The organism is Streptomyces sp. HM190, from assembly GCF_009857135.1.
GTDB lineage: Bacteria > Actinomycetota > Actinomycetes > Streptomycetales > Streptomycetaceae > Streptomyces > Streptomyces heilongjiangensis.
Map to the genome: position 1 here is coordinate 2,136,368 of NZ_CP047318.1, position 14,064 is coordinate 2,150,431.

15 protein-coding genes and 1 pseudogene are annotated in these 14,064 nt (G+C 73.0%); 5 read left to right on the plus strand and 11 right to left on the minus strand.

What is annotated here, in order from left to right:
* Positions 1-12 precede the first annotated feature (12 nt).
* The 7 genes and pseudogenes from GSY65_RS08920 to hisD all read right to left on the minus strand — a co-directional run.
* Positions 13-417, minus strand: coding sequence for a RidA family protein (locus GSY65_RS08920; protein WP_159766812.1), 405 nt, complete (start codon positions 415-417; stop codon positions 13-15).
* Positions 414-1,139 carry a bifunctional 1-(5-phosphoribosyl)-5-((5-phosphoribosylamino)methylideneamino)imidazole-4-carboxamide isomerase/phosphoribosylanthranilate isomerase PriA gene (gene priA / locus GSY65_RS08925; protein WP_159766813.1) on the minus strand — a complete coding sequence of 242 codons (726 nt, stop codon included), beginning with the start codon at positions 1,137-1,139 and terminating at the stop codon, positions 414-416. Before priA ends, GSY65_RS08920 begins: the two co-directional genes overlap by 4 nt.
* A gap of 3 nt (positions 1,140-1,142) precedes the next feature.
* Positions 1,143-1,820: an imidazole glycerol phosphate synthase subunit HisH gene (gene hisH / locus GSY65_RS08930; RefSeq protein ID WP_159766814.1), complete on the minus strand. Its 678-nt coding sequence runs from the start codon at positions 1,818-1,820 to the stop codon at positions 1,143-1,145.
* Positions 1,817-1,981 (minus strand): hypothetical protein, encoded by a 165-nt coding sequence (locus tag GSY65_RS33225; RefSeq protein ID WP_055536695.1) that lies wholly within the window; start codon positions 1,979-1,981, stop codon positions 1,817-1,819. The genes hisH and GSY65_RS33225 overlap by 4 nt, the downstream gene beginning before the upstream one ends.
* Positions 1,978-2,571 (minus strand): imidazoleglycerol-phosphate dehydratase HisB, encoded by a 594-nt coding sequence (hisB, locus tag GSY65_RS08935; protein ID WP_159766815.1) that lies wholly within the window; start codon positions 2,569-2,571, stop codon positions 1,978-1,980. Before hisB ends, GSY65_RS33225 begins: the two co-directional genes overlap by 4 nt.
* Positions 2,568-3,707 (minus strand): histidinol-phosphate transaminase, encoded by a 1,140-nt coding sequence (locus GSY65_RS08940; protein WP_159766816.1) that lies wholly within the window; start codon positions 3,705-3,707, stop codon positions 2,568-2,570. The genes hisB and GSY65_RS08940 overlap by 4 nt, the downstream gene beginning before the upstream one ends.
* Before the next feature lie 116 nt (positions 3,708-3,823).
* Positions 3,824-5,122: pseudogene (hisD, locus tag GSY65_RS08945) on the minus strand (histidinol dehydrogenase); the annotation flags it as partial.
* A 182-nt stretch (positions 5,123-5,304) separates the two neighbouring features.
* On the opposite strand from hisD, the gene GSY65_RS08950 reads away from it, so the two are divergent.
* The 4 genes from GSY65_RS08950 to ybaK all read left to right on the plus strand — a co-directional run bounded on the left by GSY65_RS08950 (position 5,305) and on the right by ybaK (position 9,430).
* Positions 5,305-6,888 carry an oxidoreductase gene (locus tag GSY65_RS08950; protein ID WP_159766817.1) on the plus strand — a complete coding sequence of 528 codons (1,584 nt, stop codon included), beginning with the start codon at positions 5,305-5,307 and terminating at the stop codon, positions 6,886-6,888.
* 167 nt (positions 6,889-7,055) lie between these two features.
* The gene (locus GSY65_RS08955; RefSeq protein ID WP_159766818.1) at positions 7,056-8,114 is read left to right on the plus strand and encodes a hypothetical protein; all 1,059 of its coding nucleotides are present in this window, start codon (positions 7,056-7,058) and stop codon (positions 8,112-8,114) included.
* Between the two features lie 11 nt (positions 8,115-8,125).
* Positions 8,126-8,866 (plus strand): LON peptidase substrate-binding domain-containing protein, encoded by a 741-nt coding sequence (locus GSY65_RS08960; protein WP_159766819.1) that lies wholly within the window; start codon positions 8,126-8,128, stop codon positions 8,864-8,866.
* A gap of 63 nt (positions 8,867-8,929) precedes the next feature.
* Complete coding sequence (gene ybaK, locus GSY65_RS08965) at positions 8,930-9,430, plus strand: Cys-tRNA(Pro) deacylase (RefSeq protein ID WP_159766820.1); 501 nt, start codon at positions 8,930-8,932, stop codon at positions 9,428-9,430.
* Positions 9,431-9,596: 166 nt separating this feature from the next.
* On the opposite strand, the gene GSY65_RS08970 is transcribed toward ybaK, so the two are convergent.
* The 4 genes from GSY65_RS08970 to GSY65_RS08985 all read right to left on the minus strand — a co-directional run bounded on the left by GSY65_RS08970 (position 9,597) and on the right by GSY65_RS08985 (position 13,583).
* The gene (locus GSY65_RS08970) at positions 9,597-10,250 is read right to left on the minus strand and encodes a DUF2567 domain-containing protein (RefSeq protein WP_159766821.1); all 654 of its coding nucleotides are present in this window, start codon (positions 10,248-10,250) and stop codon (positions 9,597-9,599) included.
* A 34-nt stretch (positions 10,251-10,284) separates the two neighbouring features.
* Positions 10,285-11,109 (minus strand): ABC transporter permease, encoded by an 825-nt coding sequence (locus GSY65_RS08975; protein WP_201452484.1) that lies wholly within the window; start codon positions 11,107-11,109, stop codon positions 10,285-10,287.
* A gap of 103 nt (positions 11,110-11,212) precedes the next feature.
* Entirely contained in the window at positions 11,213-12,193 is a 981-nt protein-coding gene (locus GSY65_RS08980) for an ABC transporter ATP-binding protein (RefSeq protein ID WP_159775725.1), read from the minus strand.
* A gap of 178 nt (positions 12,194-12,371) precedes the next feature.
* A complete protein-coding gene (locus tag GSY65_RS08985; RefSeq protein ID WP_159766823.1) occupies positions 12,372-13,583 on the minus strand; it encodes an NYN domain-containing protein in 1,212 nt (403 codons plus the stop codon).
* A gap of 243 nt (positions 13,584-13,826) precedes the next feature.
* On the opposite strand from GSY65_RS08985, the gene GSY65_RS33230 reads away from it, so the two are divergent.
* Positions 13,827-13,991 (plus strand): hypothetical protein, encoded by a 165-nt coding sequence (locus tag GSY65_RS33230; protein WP_201452485.1) that lies wholly within the window; start codon positions 13,827-13,829, stop codon positions 13,989-13,991.
* Positions 13,992-14,064: the final 73 nt, after the last annotated feature.

A 14,064-nucleotide genomic window follows, 5' to 3' on the forward strand; every position in this document is an offset into this window, starting at 1 on the left:
TCCACGGCTCCTTCAGGAGGGCCTTTGGCCCTTGAATGCTTCGATTTCGACTTCGACGAGGATGCGCGGGTCGAAGAAACCGTCCACGACCAGCAGAGTCGCGGCGGGGCGCACGGGCTCGAACAGTTCCCGGTGGGCCCGCCCGACCGCGTCGACGTCCCGCAGGTGCGCCAGGTACATCCTCGTCCGGATCACGGACTCGGCGCCGAGCCCGAACTCGCCGAGCGCCTCGACCGCGCTGGTGAAGGCCACCCTGGCCTGCTCGTACGGGTCGCCCTCCCCGTACAGCACGTCGCCCTTGAAGGACGTGGTGCCCGCCACCAGCACGCGGTCGCCCGCCGCGACGGCACGCGCGGAGCCGAAGGACTCCTCCCAGGAACTCCCGCTGTGCACCCGCCGCACGGCATCGGACGTCATGACGACACAGCCTCCAGGGCCTCTTCCAGGGTGAACGCCTTCGCGTAGAGGGCCTTCCCGACGATGGAGCCCTCGACACCGAGGGGTACCAGCTCGGCGATGGCGCGGAGGTCGTCGAGGGACGACACGCCGCCGGACGCCACGACCGGGCGGTCGGTGACCGCGCAGACGTTGCGCAGCAGTTCCAGGTTGGGGCCCTGGAGCGTGCCGTCCTTGGCGATGTCGGTGACGACGTAGCGGGCGCAGCCCTCCTGGTCGAGGCGCGCCAGCGTCTCGTAGAGGTCGCCGCCGTCGCGCGTCCAGCCGCGGCCCTTCAGGGTCGTGCCGCGGACGTCCAGGCCGACCGCGATCCGGTCGCCGTGCTCGGCGATGACCTTGGCGACCCACTCGGGGCTCTCCAGGGCGGCGGTGCCGAGGTTGACGCGGGTGCAGCCGGTGGCGAGGGCCTTCTCCAGGGAGGCGTCGTCCCGGATGCCGCCGGAGAGCTCGACCTTGATGTCCATGGCCCGGGTGACCTCGGCGACCAGCTCACGGTTGTCGCCGGTGCCGAACGCGGCGTCCAGGTCGACCAGATGCAGCCACTCGGCGCCCGCCCGCTGCCAGGACAGGGCGGCCTCCAGCGGGGAGCCGTAGGAGGTCTCCGTGCCGGACTCGCCGTGCACGAGGCGGACGGCCTGGCCGTCACGGACGTCGACGGCGGGGAGGAGTTCGAGCTTTGCCATGGTCTACAGGGTTCCGATCCAGTTGGTCAGCAGCTGGGCTCCGGCGTCGCCGGACTTCTCGGGGTGGAACTGCGTGGCCCACAGGGCGCCGTTCTCGACGGCCGCCACGAAGGGCTTGCCGTGTGTCGCCCAGGTGACCTTGGGCGCGGTGATGTTCGGGTTGTGCGTCTCCAGGGACCAGTCGTGGACGGCGTAGGAGTGCACGAAGTAGAAGCGGGCGTCGGTGTCGAGGCCGGCGAAGAGCGCGGAGCCGGCCGGGGCGTCGACGGTGTTCCAGCCCATGTGCGGCACGATCTCGGCCTGCAGCGGCTCGACCGCGCCGGGCCACTCGTCGAGGCCCTCGGTCTCCACGCCGTGCTCGATGCCGCGCGCGAAGAGGATCTGCATGCCGACGCAGATGCCCATGACGGGGCGCCCGCCGGCGAGCCTGCGGTCGATGATCCAGTCGCCGCGCGCCTCCTTGAGGCCCTTCATGCAGGCGGCGAAGGCGCCGACGCCGGGCACCAGCAGTCCGTCCGCGTTCATCGCGGTGTCGAAGTCACGGGTGATCTCGACGTCCGCTCCGGCGCGCGCGAGGGCGCGCTCGGCGGAGCGGACGTTGCCGAAGCCGTAGTCGAAGACGACGACGCGCTTGGCGGGAGAGGTCGCGGTGGTCCTCGCTCCCGCGTTCTCGGTGCTCAATTCCACACCTCCAGCCTCATGACGCCCGCGACGAGGCACATCGCGGCGGCGAGGGACAGCAGCACGATGAGGCCCTTCGGCATCTGCTGCTTGACGAACGAGATGATCCCGCCGACCAGGAACAGACCGACGACGATCAGGATGGTCGACAGGCTGTTCACAGCGCACCCTTCGTGGAGGGCAGGATCCCGGCCGCGCGCGGGTCGCGCTCGGAGGCGTAGCGCAGGGCGCGGGCCAGCGCCTTGAACTGGCACTCGACGATGTGGTGGGCGTTGCGCCCGTAGGGCACGTGCACGTGCAGCGCGATCTGTGCCTGGGCGACGAAGGACTCCAGGATGTGCCGGGTCATCGTGGTGTCGTACTCGCCGATCATCGGTGCCATCTTCTCGGGCTCGGTGTGCACGAGGTAGGGGCGGCCGGAGAGGTCGACGGTGACCTGGGCGAGGGACTCGTCCAGCGGGACCGTGCAGTTGCCGAAGCGGTAGATGCCCACCTTGTCGCCGAGGGCCTGCCTGAAGGCGGCGCCCAGGGCGAGGGCGGTGTCCTCGATGGTGTGGTGGGAGTCGATGTGCAGGTCGCCGTCGGTCTTCACGGTGAGGTCGAACAGTCCGTGGCGGCCGAGCTGGTCGAGCATGTGGTCGTAGAAGCCGACCCCGGTGGAGATCTCGGTGCGGCCGGTGCCGTCGAGGTTGATCTCGACGACGACCGACGTCTCCTTGGTGACCCGCTCCACGCGTCCTACGCGGTTCATGCGCTCTGCTCCTCCGGGGGTGTGGGGGTGTCCCCCACATTGCTCTGTAGTTCACGTACCGCGTCGAGGAACGCGTCGTTCTCGGCCGGGGTTCCGGCGGTCACCCGCAGCCACCCCGGTACGCCGTTGTCCCGGACCAGGACGCCCCGGTCGAGGATCTTCCGCCACATCTTGTGCGCGTCGTCGAACCTTCCGAACTGCACGAAGTTGGCGTCGGACTCGGTGACCTCGTAGCCGATGGCGCGCAGCTCGGCGACCAGCCGGTCCCGTTCGGCCTTCAGCTGCTCGACGTAGCCGAGGAGGGTGTCGGTGTGCTCCAGGGCGGCCAGGGCGGTCGCCTGGGTGACGGCGGAGAGGTGGTAGGGCAGCCGCACGAGCTGGACGGCGTCCACGACCGCCGGGTGGGCGGCGAGGTAGCCGAGGCGCAGTCCGGCGGCGCCGAACGCCTTGGACATGGTGCGGGAGACGACGAGATTCGGCCGTCCTTCGAGCAGCGGCAGCAGGGAGTCGCCGTGGCTGAACTCGATGTAGGCCTCGTCGACGACCACCATGGACGGCTTGGCCGCCTGGGCGGCCTCGTACAGGGCGAGGACCGTCTCCCGGGGGACCGCGTTGCCGGTGGGGTTGTTGGGGGTGGTGACGAAGACGACGTCGGGGCGGTGCTCGGCGACGGCGCGCTCGGCCGCCGCGAGGTCGATGGTGAAGTCGTCGTGGCGGGGGCCGGAGATCCAGCCCGTGCCCGTGCCGCGCGCGATGAGTCCGTGCATCGAGTACGACGGCTCGAAACCGATGGCCGTGCGGCCGGGTCCGCCGAAGGTCTGCAGCAGCTGCTGGATCACCTCGTTGGAACCGTTGGCGGCCCAGACGTTCGTGACGTCCACGGTGTACCCGGAGGTCCGCGTCAGGTACTCGGCGAGCCGGGTCCGCAGCTCCACCGCGTCCCGGTCGGGGTAGCGGTTGAGGTTCCGTGCCGCCTCGCGCACCCGCTCCGCGATCCGCTCCACCAGCGGCTCGGGCAGGGGGTAGGGGTTCTCGTTGGTGTTCAGCCGGACCGGGACGTCGAGCTGGGGCGCGCCGTAGGGGCTCTTGCCGCGCAGTTCGTCCCGGACGGGGAGATCGTCGATTCCGAAGCTCACTGACCAGGTACCTTCCAGCCGCGTGTCCCCTGTTCGGCTCCGCCGCGAGCCCACTGTCCGGCTCCGCCGCGAGCCCACTGTCCGGCTCCGCCGCGAGCCCACTGTTCGGCTCCGCCAAAACGTGCCTTGATCGCCGCGCCGTGGGCCGGCAGGTCCTCCGCCTCCGCCAGCGTGACCACGTGGTGCGCGACCTCGGCCAGCGCCTCCTGTGTGTAGTCGACGATGTGGATGCCGCGCAGGAAGGACTGGACGGACAGACCGGAGGAGTGGCAGGCGCAGCCGCCGGTCGGGAGCACGTGGTTGGAGCCCGCCGCGTAGTCGCCGAGCGAGACCGGCGCCCACGGTCCGAGGAAGATCGCGCCCGCGTTGACGACGCGCTCGGCGACGGCCGCGGCGTCCGCGGTCTGGATCTCCAGGTGTTCGGCGCCGTAGGCGTTGACGACCCGCAGGCCCTCGTCGATGCCGTCGACGAGGACGATCGCGGACTGCCGGCCCGCGAGGGCGGGGCGGATCCGGTCCTCAATGTGCTTGGTGGCCTCGACCTGCGGGCCCAGCTCCTTCTCGACGGCGTCGGCGAGGGCGACGGAGTCGGTGACGAGGACGGCGGCGGCGAGCGGGTCGTGCTCGGCCTGGCTGATCAGGTCGGCGGCGACGTGCGCCGGGTCGGCGGTGTCGTCCGCGAGGACCGCGATCTCGGTGGGGCCGGCCTCGGAGTCGATGCCGATGACGCCGGTGAAGTAGCGCTTGGCGGCGGCCACCCAGATGTTGCCCGGCCCGGTGACCATGTTGGCCGGCGGGCAGGACTCGGTGCCGTGGGCGAACATCGCGACGGCGGTGGCGCCGCCGGCCGCGTACACCTCGTCGACGCCGAGCAGGGCGCACGCGGCGAGGATCGTGGGGTGCGGCAGGCCGTCGAAGTCGGCCTGCGCGGGTGAGGCCAGGGCGATCGAGGGGACGCCCGCCTCCTGCGCCGGGACCACGTTCATGATCACGGAGGAGGGGTAGACCGAGCGGCCGCCGGGGGCGTAGAGGCCGACGCGCTCGACCGGCACCCACTTCTCGGTGACGGTGCCGCCGGGCACGACCTGGGTGGTGTGCGTGGCGCGGCGCTGCTCGCGGTGGACGAGGCGGGCGCGGCGGATGGACTCCTCCAGGGCCGCGCGGACGGCCGGGTCGAGCCGGTCCAGCGCGTCCGTGAGGGCCTCGGCCGGGACCCGCACGGAGGTGAGGCGTACGCCGTCGAACTTCTCGGCGAAGTCGATCAGCGCCGCGTCCCCGCGATGATGCACGGCCTCGCAGATCGGACGCACCTTCTCCAGGGCGGCCGAGACGTCGAAGTCGGCTCGGGGCAGCAGGTCGCGCAGGGCGGGGCCCTTCGGGAGGGCGTCGCCGCGCAGATCGATTCGGGAGATCACACGCCCAATTCTCTCAGACCGCGGTCGGCGGCTGTCCGCGCGTTCCATTGGCTGATACGCGTCGGGGGCAGAACCCGGAAGATCCTCTTCACGTCTAGCGTTCGGGGCGTCACTCAGCGGGCATCACCAGCATGAACTGTTGCTCGATACACGCAGTGACGGAGAAGGAGGGAGGAACAGCCGTGACCGAGGGTGCCGCCATCCGGGACGACGGGGACCTCCCGGACGACCTCACCGCCGCCGAGGCCGGTATGTGGCAGGCGTTCCGCAACGGCAGTGTGTACGACCTCCGCAGCGGCGACACCGCCGAGGACGATCCGCACGGCGGCCACCCGTGGGGTCCGGAGCGGACGGTACGGGCCCGGATCGTGGCCTGGCTGCTGCTGGACGGGCCGCCCGCCCTGGCCGGCCGGGTGTCCGCGCTCAAGCTGGTCGGCTTACAGGTCAAGGGTGTCCTGGAGCTGGCTGGCGGCCAGGTGGTGCCGTACGTGGAGCTGAAGGGCTGCCGCTTCGAGAAGGAGATCCTGCTGCCGGAGGCCCGGTTCACCACCGTGCGGCTGGTGGACTGCTCGGTGCCGCGGCTGGAGGCGGCCCGGCTGCACACGGAGGGCGATCTGCATCTGCCGCGCTGCCGCTTCCACAACGGGGTGCGGCTGGCCGACGCGCACATCGGCACCGATCTGCTGCTCAACCAGGCGGTCGTCTACCGCGACCGGCACGGCCGCTCGCTGTCCGCCGACGGTCTCAGCGTCGCCCAGGACGTGCAGGCGGAGATGCTGGAGTCGCACGGCGAGCTGAGCCTGCGCGGGGCGACCGTCGGCGCCTCACTCAGCCTGCGCGGCAGCCGGCTCGCCAACCCCTACGGCCGCCTCGCCCTGAACGCGCCCCAGCTGACCGTCGAGCGCACCCTCTATCTGACCCCCGCCGGTGTCGGCAATCCGCTGTACACCAGCGGCAGCACGCCCGCGCGGGGCACCCGCGTCCAGCGTTTCGAGTGCCAGGGCGGGATACGGCTGGACGACGGGCGTTTCGGGGACGCCGTCGACCTGGAGCGGGCCAGGTTCACCTTCACGGACGAACAGGAACTGTCCCTGCGCCGGGTCCAGGTGCCCGAGCTGCGCTTCCTCGGCGAGCGGCCCGAGCGCGGCAAGGTGGTGCTGTCGGGCGCCCGGGTCGGCGTCCTCATCGACCGGGCGGACAGCTGGCCGGGCCCCGGCAACCTCCAGATGGGCGGCTTCCAGTACGAGAACCTCGTGCCCCGCGACCGGTTCCCGCTGGCCGGACGGCTGGAGTGGGTGGCGGCGGCGACCCCCGAGTACCAGCCGGAGCCGTACGAGCGGCTGGCGACCGTGCTGCGGGCCAGCGGCGACGACGAGGGCGCCCGCGAGGTGCTCCTCGCCAAGCAGCGCCACCGGCGGGAGAACCTGCCGCTCGCGGCCAAGCTGTGGGGGTACGCGCAGGACTGGACGGTCGCGTACGGGTACCGGCCGGGCCGGGCCGCCGTGTGGATGGCGCTGCTGTGGGCGCTCACCTCGTACGCCTTCTCGCACGCGGACCACCCGCCGATGAAGAGCGGTGAGCACCCGCAGTGGAGTCCGTCCCTGTTCGCCCTGGACCTGCTGCTCCCGGTGATCGATTTCGGCCAGGTCGGCGCCTGGCAGCTGCGGGGCGGCTGGCAGTGGCTGGCCGTGGTGGTGATCCTGCTGGGCTGGATCCTCGCGACGACGGTCGCGGCGGGTGCCACACGGCTGTTGAGCAGGAACTGAAGCTGTTGAGCAGGAACGGAAAAGGGTGGTGAAGGGGCACAACCCGAGTCGCCCGTGCTCCGTCTTCCCCTCGTACCACCGACCACGACATCACCGCTCAGGCGTTGTACCGAACGGTGAGCACCGGTCCCGCCGAGCGGACCGGCCGGGCGCAGAGGGGGCGCCACATGGATCTGCTGCGTGCGCTCGTGCGCACGGCCCGGATGGCGCGGCACACCTCGGGCCTCGCCGACGGTCTGCCGGCCGACGACGACGTGCTGCTCGACGCGCCCGACGAACGGCTCGGGCCCGCGCTGGCCGCGGCCGGCCGCGGTGAGTACGCGCCCGCGGCCCGGCTCCTCGCGACGACGCGGGAGGCGGCGGAGTGGGAGAGCCGCGACCGGTACACGCTGCGGCTCGCCGCCTGCGGCCGCGCACAGGACCACTGGCTGCGCGACTGGCGGCGCGCCGCCCCGCACGCCCCGGACGTCCTGCTGGTCAGGGCCGAACTGGCGGTGTCCCGCGGCTGGTACTCCCCCGCCAGGGGGGAACTGCTGCGCGAGGCGGGCCCGTTGATCACGGCAGCCGCCGAGCGTGCGCCGCGCGACCCGGTGCCGTGGCGGATCGCCCTGGACCACGCGCGGGGCACGGGCGTCGGCCGTGCCGGCTTCGAGCGGCTGTGGGGCGAGGCCGTCCGCCGCTCCCCGCACCACTACGGCTGTCATGTCTCGGCCCTGAAGTACCTCTCCGCCGCCTGGTACGGCTCGCCCGCCGAGTGCTTCGACTTCGCCGAACGGGCCGCCGAGGACGCCCTGCCCGGCTCCCTCGTCCAGGCCCTCCCGGTCCGGGCAGCCTTCGCCCATCTCGTCGACGGCGGCGGCCCCGAGGTGCGGCGCGCCCGGCTGCACGAGGCGGCGGACCGCGCGATCGCGCTCTCGGCCGCGTACGCGCCCGGCGACCCCTGGCCCGCCGAGGTCCGCAACCTCCTCGCCTACGTCCTGGTCCGCCTCGAACGCTGGCCGGACGCCCTGGAGCAACTGCGCAGGATCGGTCCGTACGCCACCTCGTTCCCCTGGGACCGGGTCTCCGGCGATCCGCTGGGCCAGTTCCTCCAGCTGCGGGACGGGGTACGGCTGGAGGTGGCGTCCTCGATGCCGCTGCTGACGCGGTCCGCCAGGCGCGCCGGGAGACCCCCGGCAAGGTCACAAACCAGTACGAGCGAACGCGCGCGCCCCGACGGCGACTAGGCTCTGGCCTCGTGACCACCGTCCGGCTGCCGCTCTTCCCCCTGAACTCGGTGTTGTACCCGGGGCTCGTGCTTCCTCTGAACATCTTCGAGGAGCGCTACCGCGCCATGATGCGCGAGTTGCTGAAGACCCCCGAGGACGAACCCCGCCGCTTCGCCGTCGTCGCCATCCGCGACGGCCACGAGGTCGCGCCGAGCGCGCCCGGCATGCCGGATCCGACCGCTCTGCCGGAGCGCGGTCCGACCGCCGGGTTCGGCGACGACCCGACCAAGGCGTTCCACTCCGTGGGCTGCATCGCCGACGCGGCCACCATCCGGGAGCGCGACAACGGCACGTTCGAGGTCCTCGCCACCGGCACGAACCGGGTCCGGCTGCTCTCCCTCGACACGACCGGGCCGTTCCTCGTGGCGGACCTGGAGGAGCTGCCGGAGGCCCCCGGCGACGAGGCGGGCGCGCTCGCGGAGGGCGTGCTGCGGGCCTTCCGGCAGTACCAGAAGCGTCTGGCGGGGGCGCGGGAGCGCTCGCTGTCGACGGGCGCGGACCTGCCCGACGAGCCGGCAGTGGTGTCGTATCTGGTCGCCGCGGCGATGATGCTCGACACCCCGACCAAGCAGCGGCTCCTCCAGGCGCCCGACACCGCGTCCCGGCTGCGTGACGAGCTGAAACTGCTGCGCGCCGAGACCGCGATCATCCGTAGTCTGCCGTCGTTGCCCGCGTCGGAGCTGACGCGGGGGCCGACGAGCCTCAACTGAGGACGGCCCGAGGGCACGCTCCGGGACGCGGCTTGCGGAGACGATCACCAGGAACAGGCTGGCATGGCGAAGAAGTCGAAGAAACAGCAGGCGGGAGGCACACCGGCGACGGTGGCGCTGACTGCGGCGGGCGTGGAGTTCACCATCCACGCCTACGAGCACGATCCCTCCCACCCCTCCTACGGCGAGGAGGCGGCGGAGGCGATGGGCGTCTCGCCCGACCGCGTCTTCAAGACCCTCGTCGCGGACGTCGACGGCGCGCTCGTGGTGGCCGTGGTGCCGGTCGCGGGCCAGCTCGACCTGAAGGCGCTGGCGACGGCGGTCGGCGGGAAGCGTGCGGCGATGGCGGACCCCACGCTGGCCGAGCGCACGACGGGGTACGTCCGCGGGGGCATCTCCCCGCTGGGCCAGCGCAAGAAGCTCCGCACCGTCCTGGACGAGTCGGCCTCCGGCCACGGCACGATCTGCGTCTCGGCCGGGCGCCGGGGTCTGGAGGTCGAGCTGGCGCCGTCGGATCTGGCGGCGCTGACGGGGGCGACGACGGCGCCGATCGCGAGGGGGTAGGGCGACCTGGTGGCTCGGGGCGCGTGCGGTCGGGCGACTGCGGGCCTGCGGCCCACCCCTCTCCTGAGAAGCACGGGGCGCAGCCCCGGCCGCTTCTCAGGAGCGCGGGGAACTGCGCGACCAGCCCCCACCCACCCGCACCCGCCGGCACACCCCCGGCGCCGAGCTATTTCGCGTCCTCGTACTCCTCGAACCGCTCCGGATCCCGCGGCCCGAACAACCCCGTCAACGCGAGGTGCACCAGCAGCCCCGCCAGCGGCCACGCCAGCAACGCCCCCTTCGCCGCCAGCTTCAGCGGTGCCGAGAACGTCACCCCCCGCCCCGCCTCCTTCGCCCGTGCCACCACGTCCGTGCCGGGGCCGAGCCACACCCCGAGCCGCCATGCCACGACGGCACCCAGCAGCCCGCCCACGGCGAGCGCCACGACCAGCGGCACACCGCCGCGCCGGCGCAGCAGGAAGACGAGGAGCCCGCTCAGCGCGCCCATGCCCAGGGCGAGCAGGGTGAACGTTCCGTCGACGCCGACGGCCTGCTCGCCCTCGGTGTCCTTGAAGTAGACCGCCGACCCGTCGGAGACGAGCGGCACGTGCGGTGCGAGCCACCACCACAGCACCCCGAGCAGCGCCCCGCCGACCAGCGTCATGACCGCCGTGACGACGGCGGCCTCCAGCAGTTCTCTTCCCAGCCCGGGTCCGGACGGCTCCTCCGGCTCCTGCCGCACGTGTCCCTCGCCCTGTCCACCGGTGGGCGGCGCGGCCCAGGGGTCGGTCGGCGGCTGACGGTGGGGCTGCGGCGAAGGCGAAGAAAACGGTGCGGTCACTCTGACATCGTGCCAGGCGCGGCCGTGCGGCGCGTCACCGGACGGCGGCCCTGCGGTACGCCCAGGTGGCGACGGCGAGGGAGACGACACCGACGCCCGCGCACACGGCGAGGTCGCCGAGGACGAACGCCCAGTCGGGGTGCGGCCCGAAGGTCCGTGCGAAGGCCTCGACGCCGTAGGTGGAGGGCAGCAGGTCGCGGGCGAACTGGATCACGGCCGGCATCCGGTCGGCCGGGAGCACGCCCAGCAGCAGCGCCGCCGACATGCCGAGCTGGCCGAGGACGGTGGCGAGTTCGGGGCGCGGGGCGAGCAGGCCCAGCGCCGCGCCGAGCCCGGCGAGGGCGGCCCCGGCGAGCGGGATCACCGCGGCGAGCACCCACAGATGGGCCAGCGGCAGGCCGAACAGCACACATCCGAAGACCGCGGTGACCACGGTCCCCGGCACGGTGAACGACGCGTACGCGCCGGCCGCCCCGAGCACGACGGCGGCCGGCGGCACCGGCAGGGTCGCGTAGTGGTCGAGCCCGCCGCTGGAGCGCAGCTGCCCGAAGTACTGCGCCAGCAGGTTCAGGGCCACGAACGCCACGACGAGCACGGACGAGCCGGCGACGACGGCCCGCGCCTCGGCCCCGCCGTCCACCACCCCGCGCATCAGGATCATGATCCCGATCGACTGGAAGGTGGCGACGAACAGCAGCGGGATCCGCGCGACCCGCGCCCGGGAGAGCTGCGCCCGGTACACGGCGGCGAGGGAGGGCCACAGCCGGGCGCGGGGCCCCAGCTCGGCGGCCTCCCGCTCGGCACGCTCCTCGGCTGCCAGGGCGCTGCCCGGCAGTGCCTCGGCGGGTACGACACTCACGTCGAGCTGCTCCTTCGCGCTTGGGCTGCCCATTCTCGTACGGCTGCGGCAGCCCTGCCGTTCACGCCCGTACCGGCCGCCGTCCGGTCCATGCCCGCGCCCCTCACGCCTTGACCAGCCCCTGTGCGTGGCCCTCGCTGCCGCCGAGCGCCAGGTAGACGTCCTCCAGGCTCGGGGTGGCGAGCGTGAAGTCGTCGAGTGCGACGAAGGCGGCGCCGCCGGTGACGGTGGCCACCACCGCCCGCGCCTCCTCGGGGGCGAGCCGCAGCGTCCAGCGGCGGCCGGACTCCACGGCCCGGGGCAGCAGCGCGGCGACCTCGGGCACCTCCAGCGGGGGCCGCTCGCGCCACACCAGCTCGACGCGGACCTCGCCGGCGACCTTCTCCTTCAGCCCGGCCGGGGTGTCGCAGGCGATGACCCGCCCCTGGTCGAGGACGGCGACCCGGTCGAGGACGGTCTCGGCCTCGATGACGTTGTGGGTGACCAGCAGGACGGTGGTGCCGGACTCGGCGCGCCGCCGGTCCACGGCCGCCCACACGGACCGCCGGGCCACCGGGTCCATGCCGCTGGTCGGCTCGTCCAGCACGAGCAGGGGCCGCTCGCCGACCAGCGCGGTGGCGAAGCAGGCGAGCCGGCGCTGTCCCCCGGACAGCTTCTTCAGGGGCCGTGAGGCGAGGCCGCTCAGCCCGAGTTCGTCGAGGACGGCGTCCCGTTCGGCGCGTGCCCGCCGCACGTCGAGGCCCCGCAGGCGTCCGGTGGTCTCGGCGGCCAGCGCCACGGTCAGCTCGTCGAGCGCGGTCGACTCCTGGCCCAGGTAGGCGAGGATGCGGGCGGCCCGCTCCGGGTGGCGCACGATGTCGTGACCGAGGATCTCGACGGTGCCGTCGTCGGGCCGCATGAGCCCGGTCAGCTGCCGGACGAGGGTGGTCTTGCCGGCGCCGTTGGGGCCGAGCAGTCCGAAGATCTCGCCGCGCCGGACCTCCAGTGCGACGGCGTCGTTGGCCCGCACCTCGGCGGTTCCCGGCGTCCCGCGCCGTCCCCGGGTCGCCGGATACGTCTTGGTGAGGCCCCGCACGGCACACACGACGTCCCTGTCGTGCCGAACCGCCTGTGCCGAACGCGTACTCACGAGGGACGAGCCTACGGGGTCCCGGGGACGGAATCGCCTCCGGGGCACCCACGCCGGGGCGCGGGGAGCCGCGCGACACGCCGTGGCGAGCCCGTCGCCGCCGACGAACGCGCAGGCCCGGGCGGTGCCGCGCTCACTCCCCGGCCGGTGCGTGCTCCGCGGCCGTCCGCGTATCGATCTCGCGCCAGAACCCGGCCCGGATGGCGTACCGGTCGTGCTCGTCGATCTGGTCGTCCTTGTGCGCCAGCAGCCCGAACCGGGCCGCGTACCGCAGCAGCTCGCCGTCCACGCGGTGCGGCACCCTCGGGTACATCGCCGACAGCTTCTGCAGGTGGGACTGGTCGGTCAGGCGTGAGATCCAGCGACGGGCGAACACCTGTCCCACCTCGAAGGGGTCGCCGCCGACCGTGGTGATGTCCTCCTCGCGGTCGGCCCACCGCTGCTCCGCCGTGGTCAGCTGCGCCAGGGTCGGCATCGCCGCCGCCTCCGGCGGCTCCGCCGCGGCACCGGGCCGGTCCACCCATCCCTTGTCGGAGGACCAGCGCAGCGTGGCGGTCGCCGGGTGCTGCACGGGGTGCGTGCCGGGCCCTCGCATGGCGGCGAGGTCCTTCGGTGTCGGTACGCCCTTGGCGGCGGCCGGCACCCGCTCGGCGGCACCGTTGCGTCCCGCGGGGGCGCGTTCGGGTTCGGGGGCGGCCCGCTCCGTCGCGGCGAGGGCGGACTCGGGCAGCGGCGCCGACAGGATCGCGGCGATCTCCGGGCGGGGCGCGGGAGGCGGCGCGCAGACCCCGCCGAGGTCCTTGGCCCGAACGGCCTTGGTGATCCACGCCCGGTCGAGGACGCGGCGCTCGTCGGCCTCGGCGACCAGGTCCTCGGACTGGTTGTAGTCCCCGTCGGCGGCCTGCACCGCCCACAGGTGCACGGCGACGCCGTGCTCCTTGGCCGCCATCATGCCGGGCAGCAGATCCCCGTCGCCGGTGACGAGGACCACGTCGGAGCAGGCCCGGTTGCGGGCCAGTTCGGTCAGCTCGGCGTGCATGGCGGCGTCCACGCCCTTCTGCGCCCAGCGGCCGTCGCTGCGGGTCAGCGCGCCGAGCCGGACGGTCACCCGGGGCATCACGCGCAGCCTGCGGTGTTCGGGCTGCGGTACGCGGTCGGGGGCGCCGTCGAACCAGTAGATGCGCAGCAGGGGGCGTTCGGTGTCGGCCTCGGCGCGTTCACGCAGGCCCTGGATGAGGGCCGTGTGGTCGACGGTGATGCGGGAGCGGGAGGGTTCCCCGGCGAGGAGGCTGGCGGCCGCGCCGAGCAGATACCCGGCGTCCACCAGGACGATGCAGCGGTCCACGCGATCCACCCTCTTTCCGGGAGGTGTGCTTAGGGCTTCCTTCGAGTCTGCCCGACCTCGCGGAGGTTAACGGCCGGAACTGGATCATCGGCGTGGCGTAGCGGCCGGTCGCGCCGCGCATCGCGCCGCAGGTCGCGACAACGGTCGTCACGGACGGTGATTCCCCGACATGCGCGGCGTGTCGGGCTATGTGAATCTGGTCGCGGCCCTGGCCCCTAGATCCCCCACAGGAGGCAGATCACCATGGCCAAGAACAAGAAGCAGGACCGTAAGCAGCCCCAGTCCGCGCGTGGTCAGCAGGAGGTACAGCCGTCCTCCATGGAGCCGGGCGCCGACCAGCGTGCCGCCTCGGTGACCCCCGGCGACATGGCCCGCAAGGGCCGGCAGAAGCGCTTCGGCCACAACTGAACGTCCGTGTGACGGGCTGATCGCAGCCCCATGGCACCGAGGGGCGCATCCGGAACTCCGGATGCGCCCCTCG

Bases quoted from the DNA above. Each gene is read 5' to 3' on its own strand.
- hisB (WP_159766815.1), bottom strand. From the start codon at position 2,571: ATGAACCGCGTAGGACGCGTGGAGCGGGTCACCAAGGAGACGTCGGTC.
- GSY65_RS33230 (WP_201452485.1), top strand. From the start codon at position 13,827: ATGGCCAAGAACAAGAAGCAGGACCGTAAGCAGCCCCAGTCCGCGCGT.
- GSY65_RS08920 (WP_159766812.1), bottom strand. From the start codon at position 417: ATGACGTCCGATGCCGTGCGGCGGGTGCACAGCGGGAGTTCCTGGGAG.
- priA (WP_159766813.1), bottom strand. From the start codon at position 1,139: ATGGCAAAGCTCGAACTCCTCCCCGCCGTCGACGTCCGTGACGGCCAG.
- GSY65_RS08955 (WP_159766818.1), top strand. From the start codon at position 7,056: ATGGATCTGCTGCGTGCGCTCGTGCGCACGGCCCGGATGGCGCGGCAC.
- ybaK (WP_159766820.1), top strand. From the start codon at position 8,930: ATGGCGAAGAAGTCGAAGAAACAGCAGGCGGGAGGCACACCGGCGACG.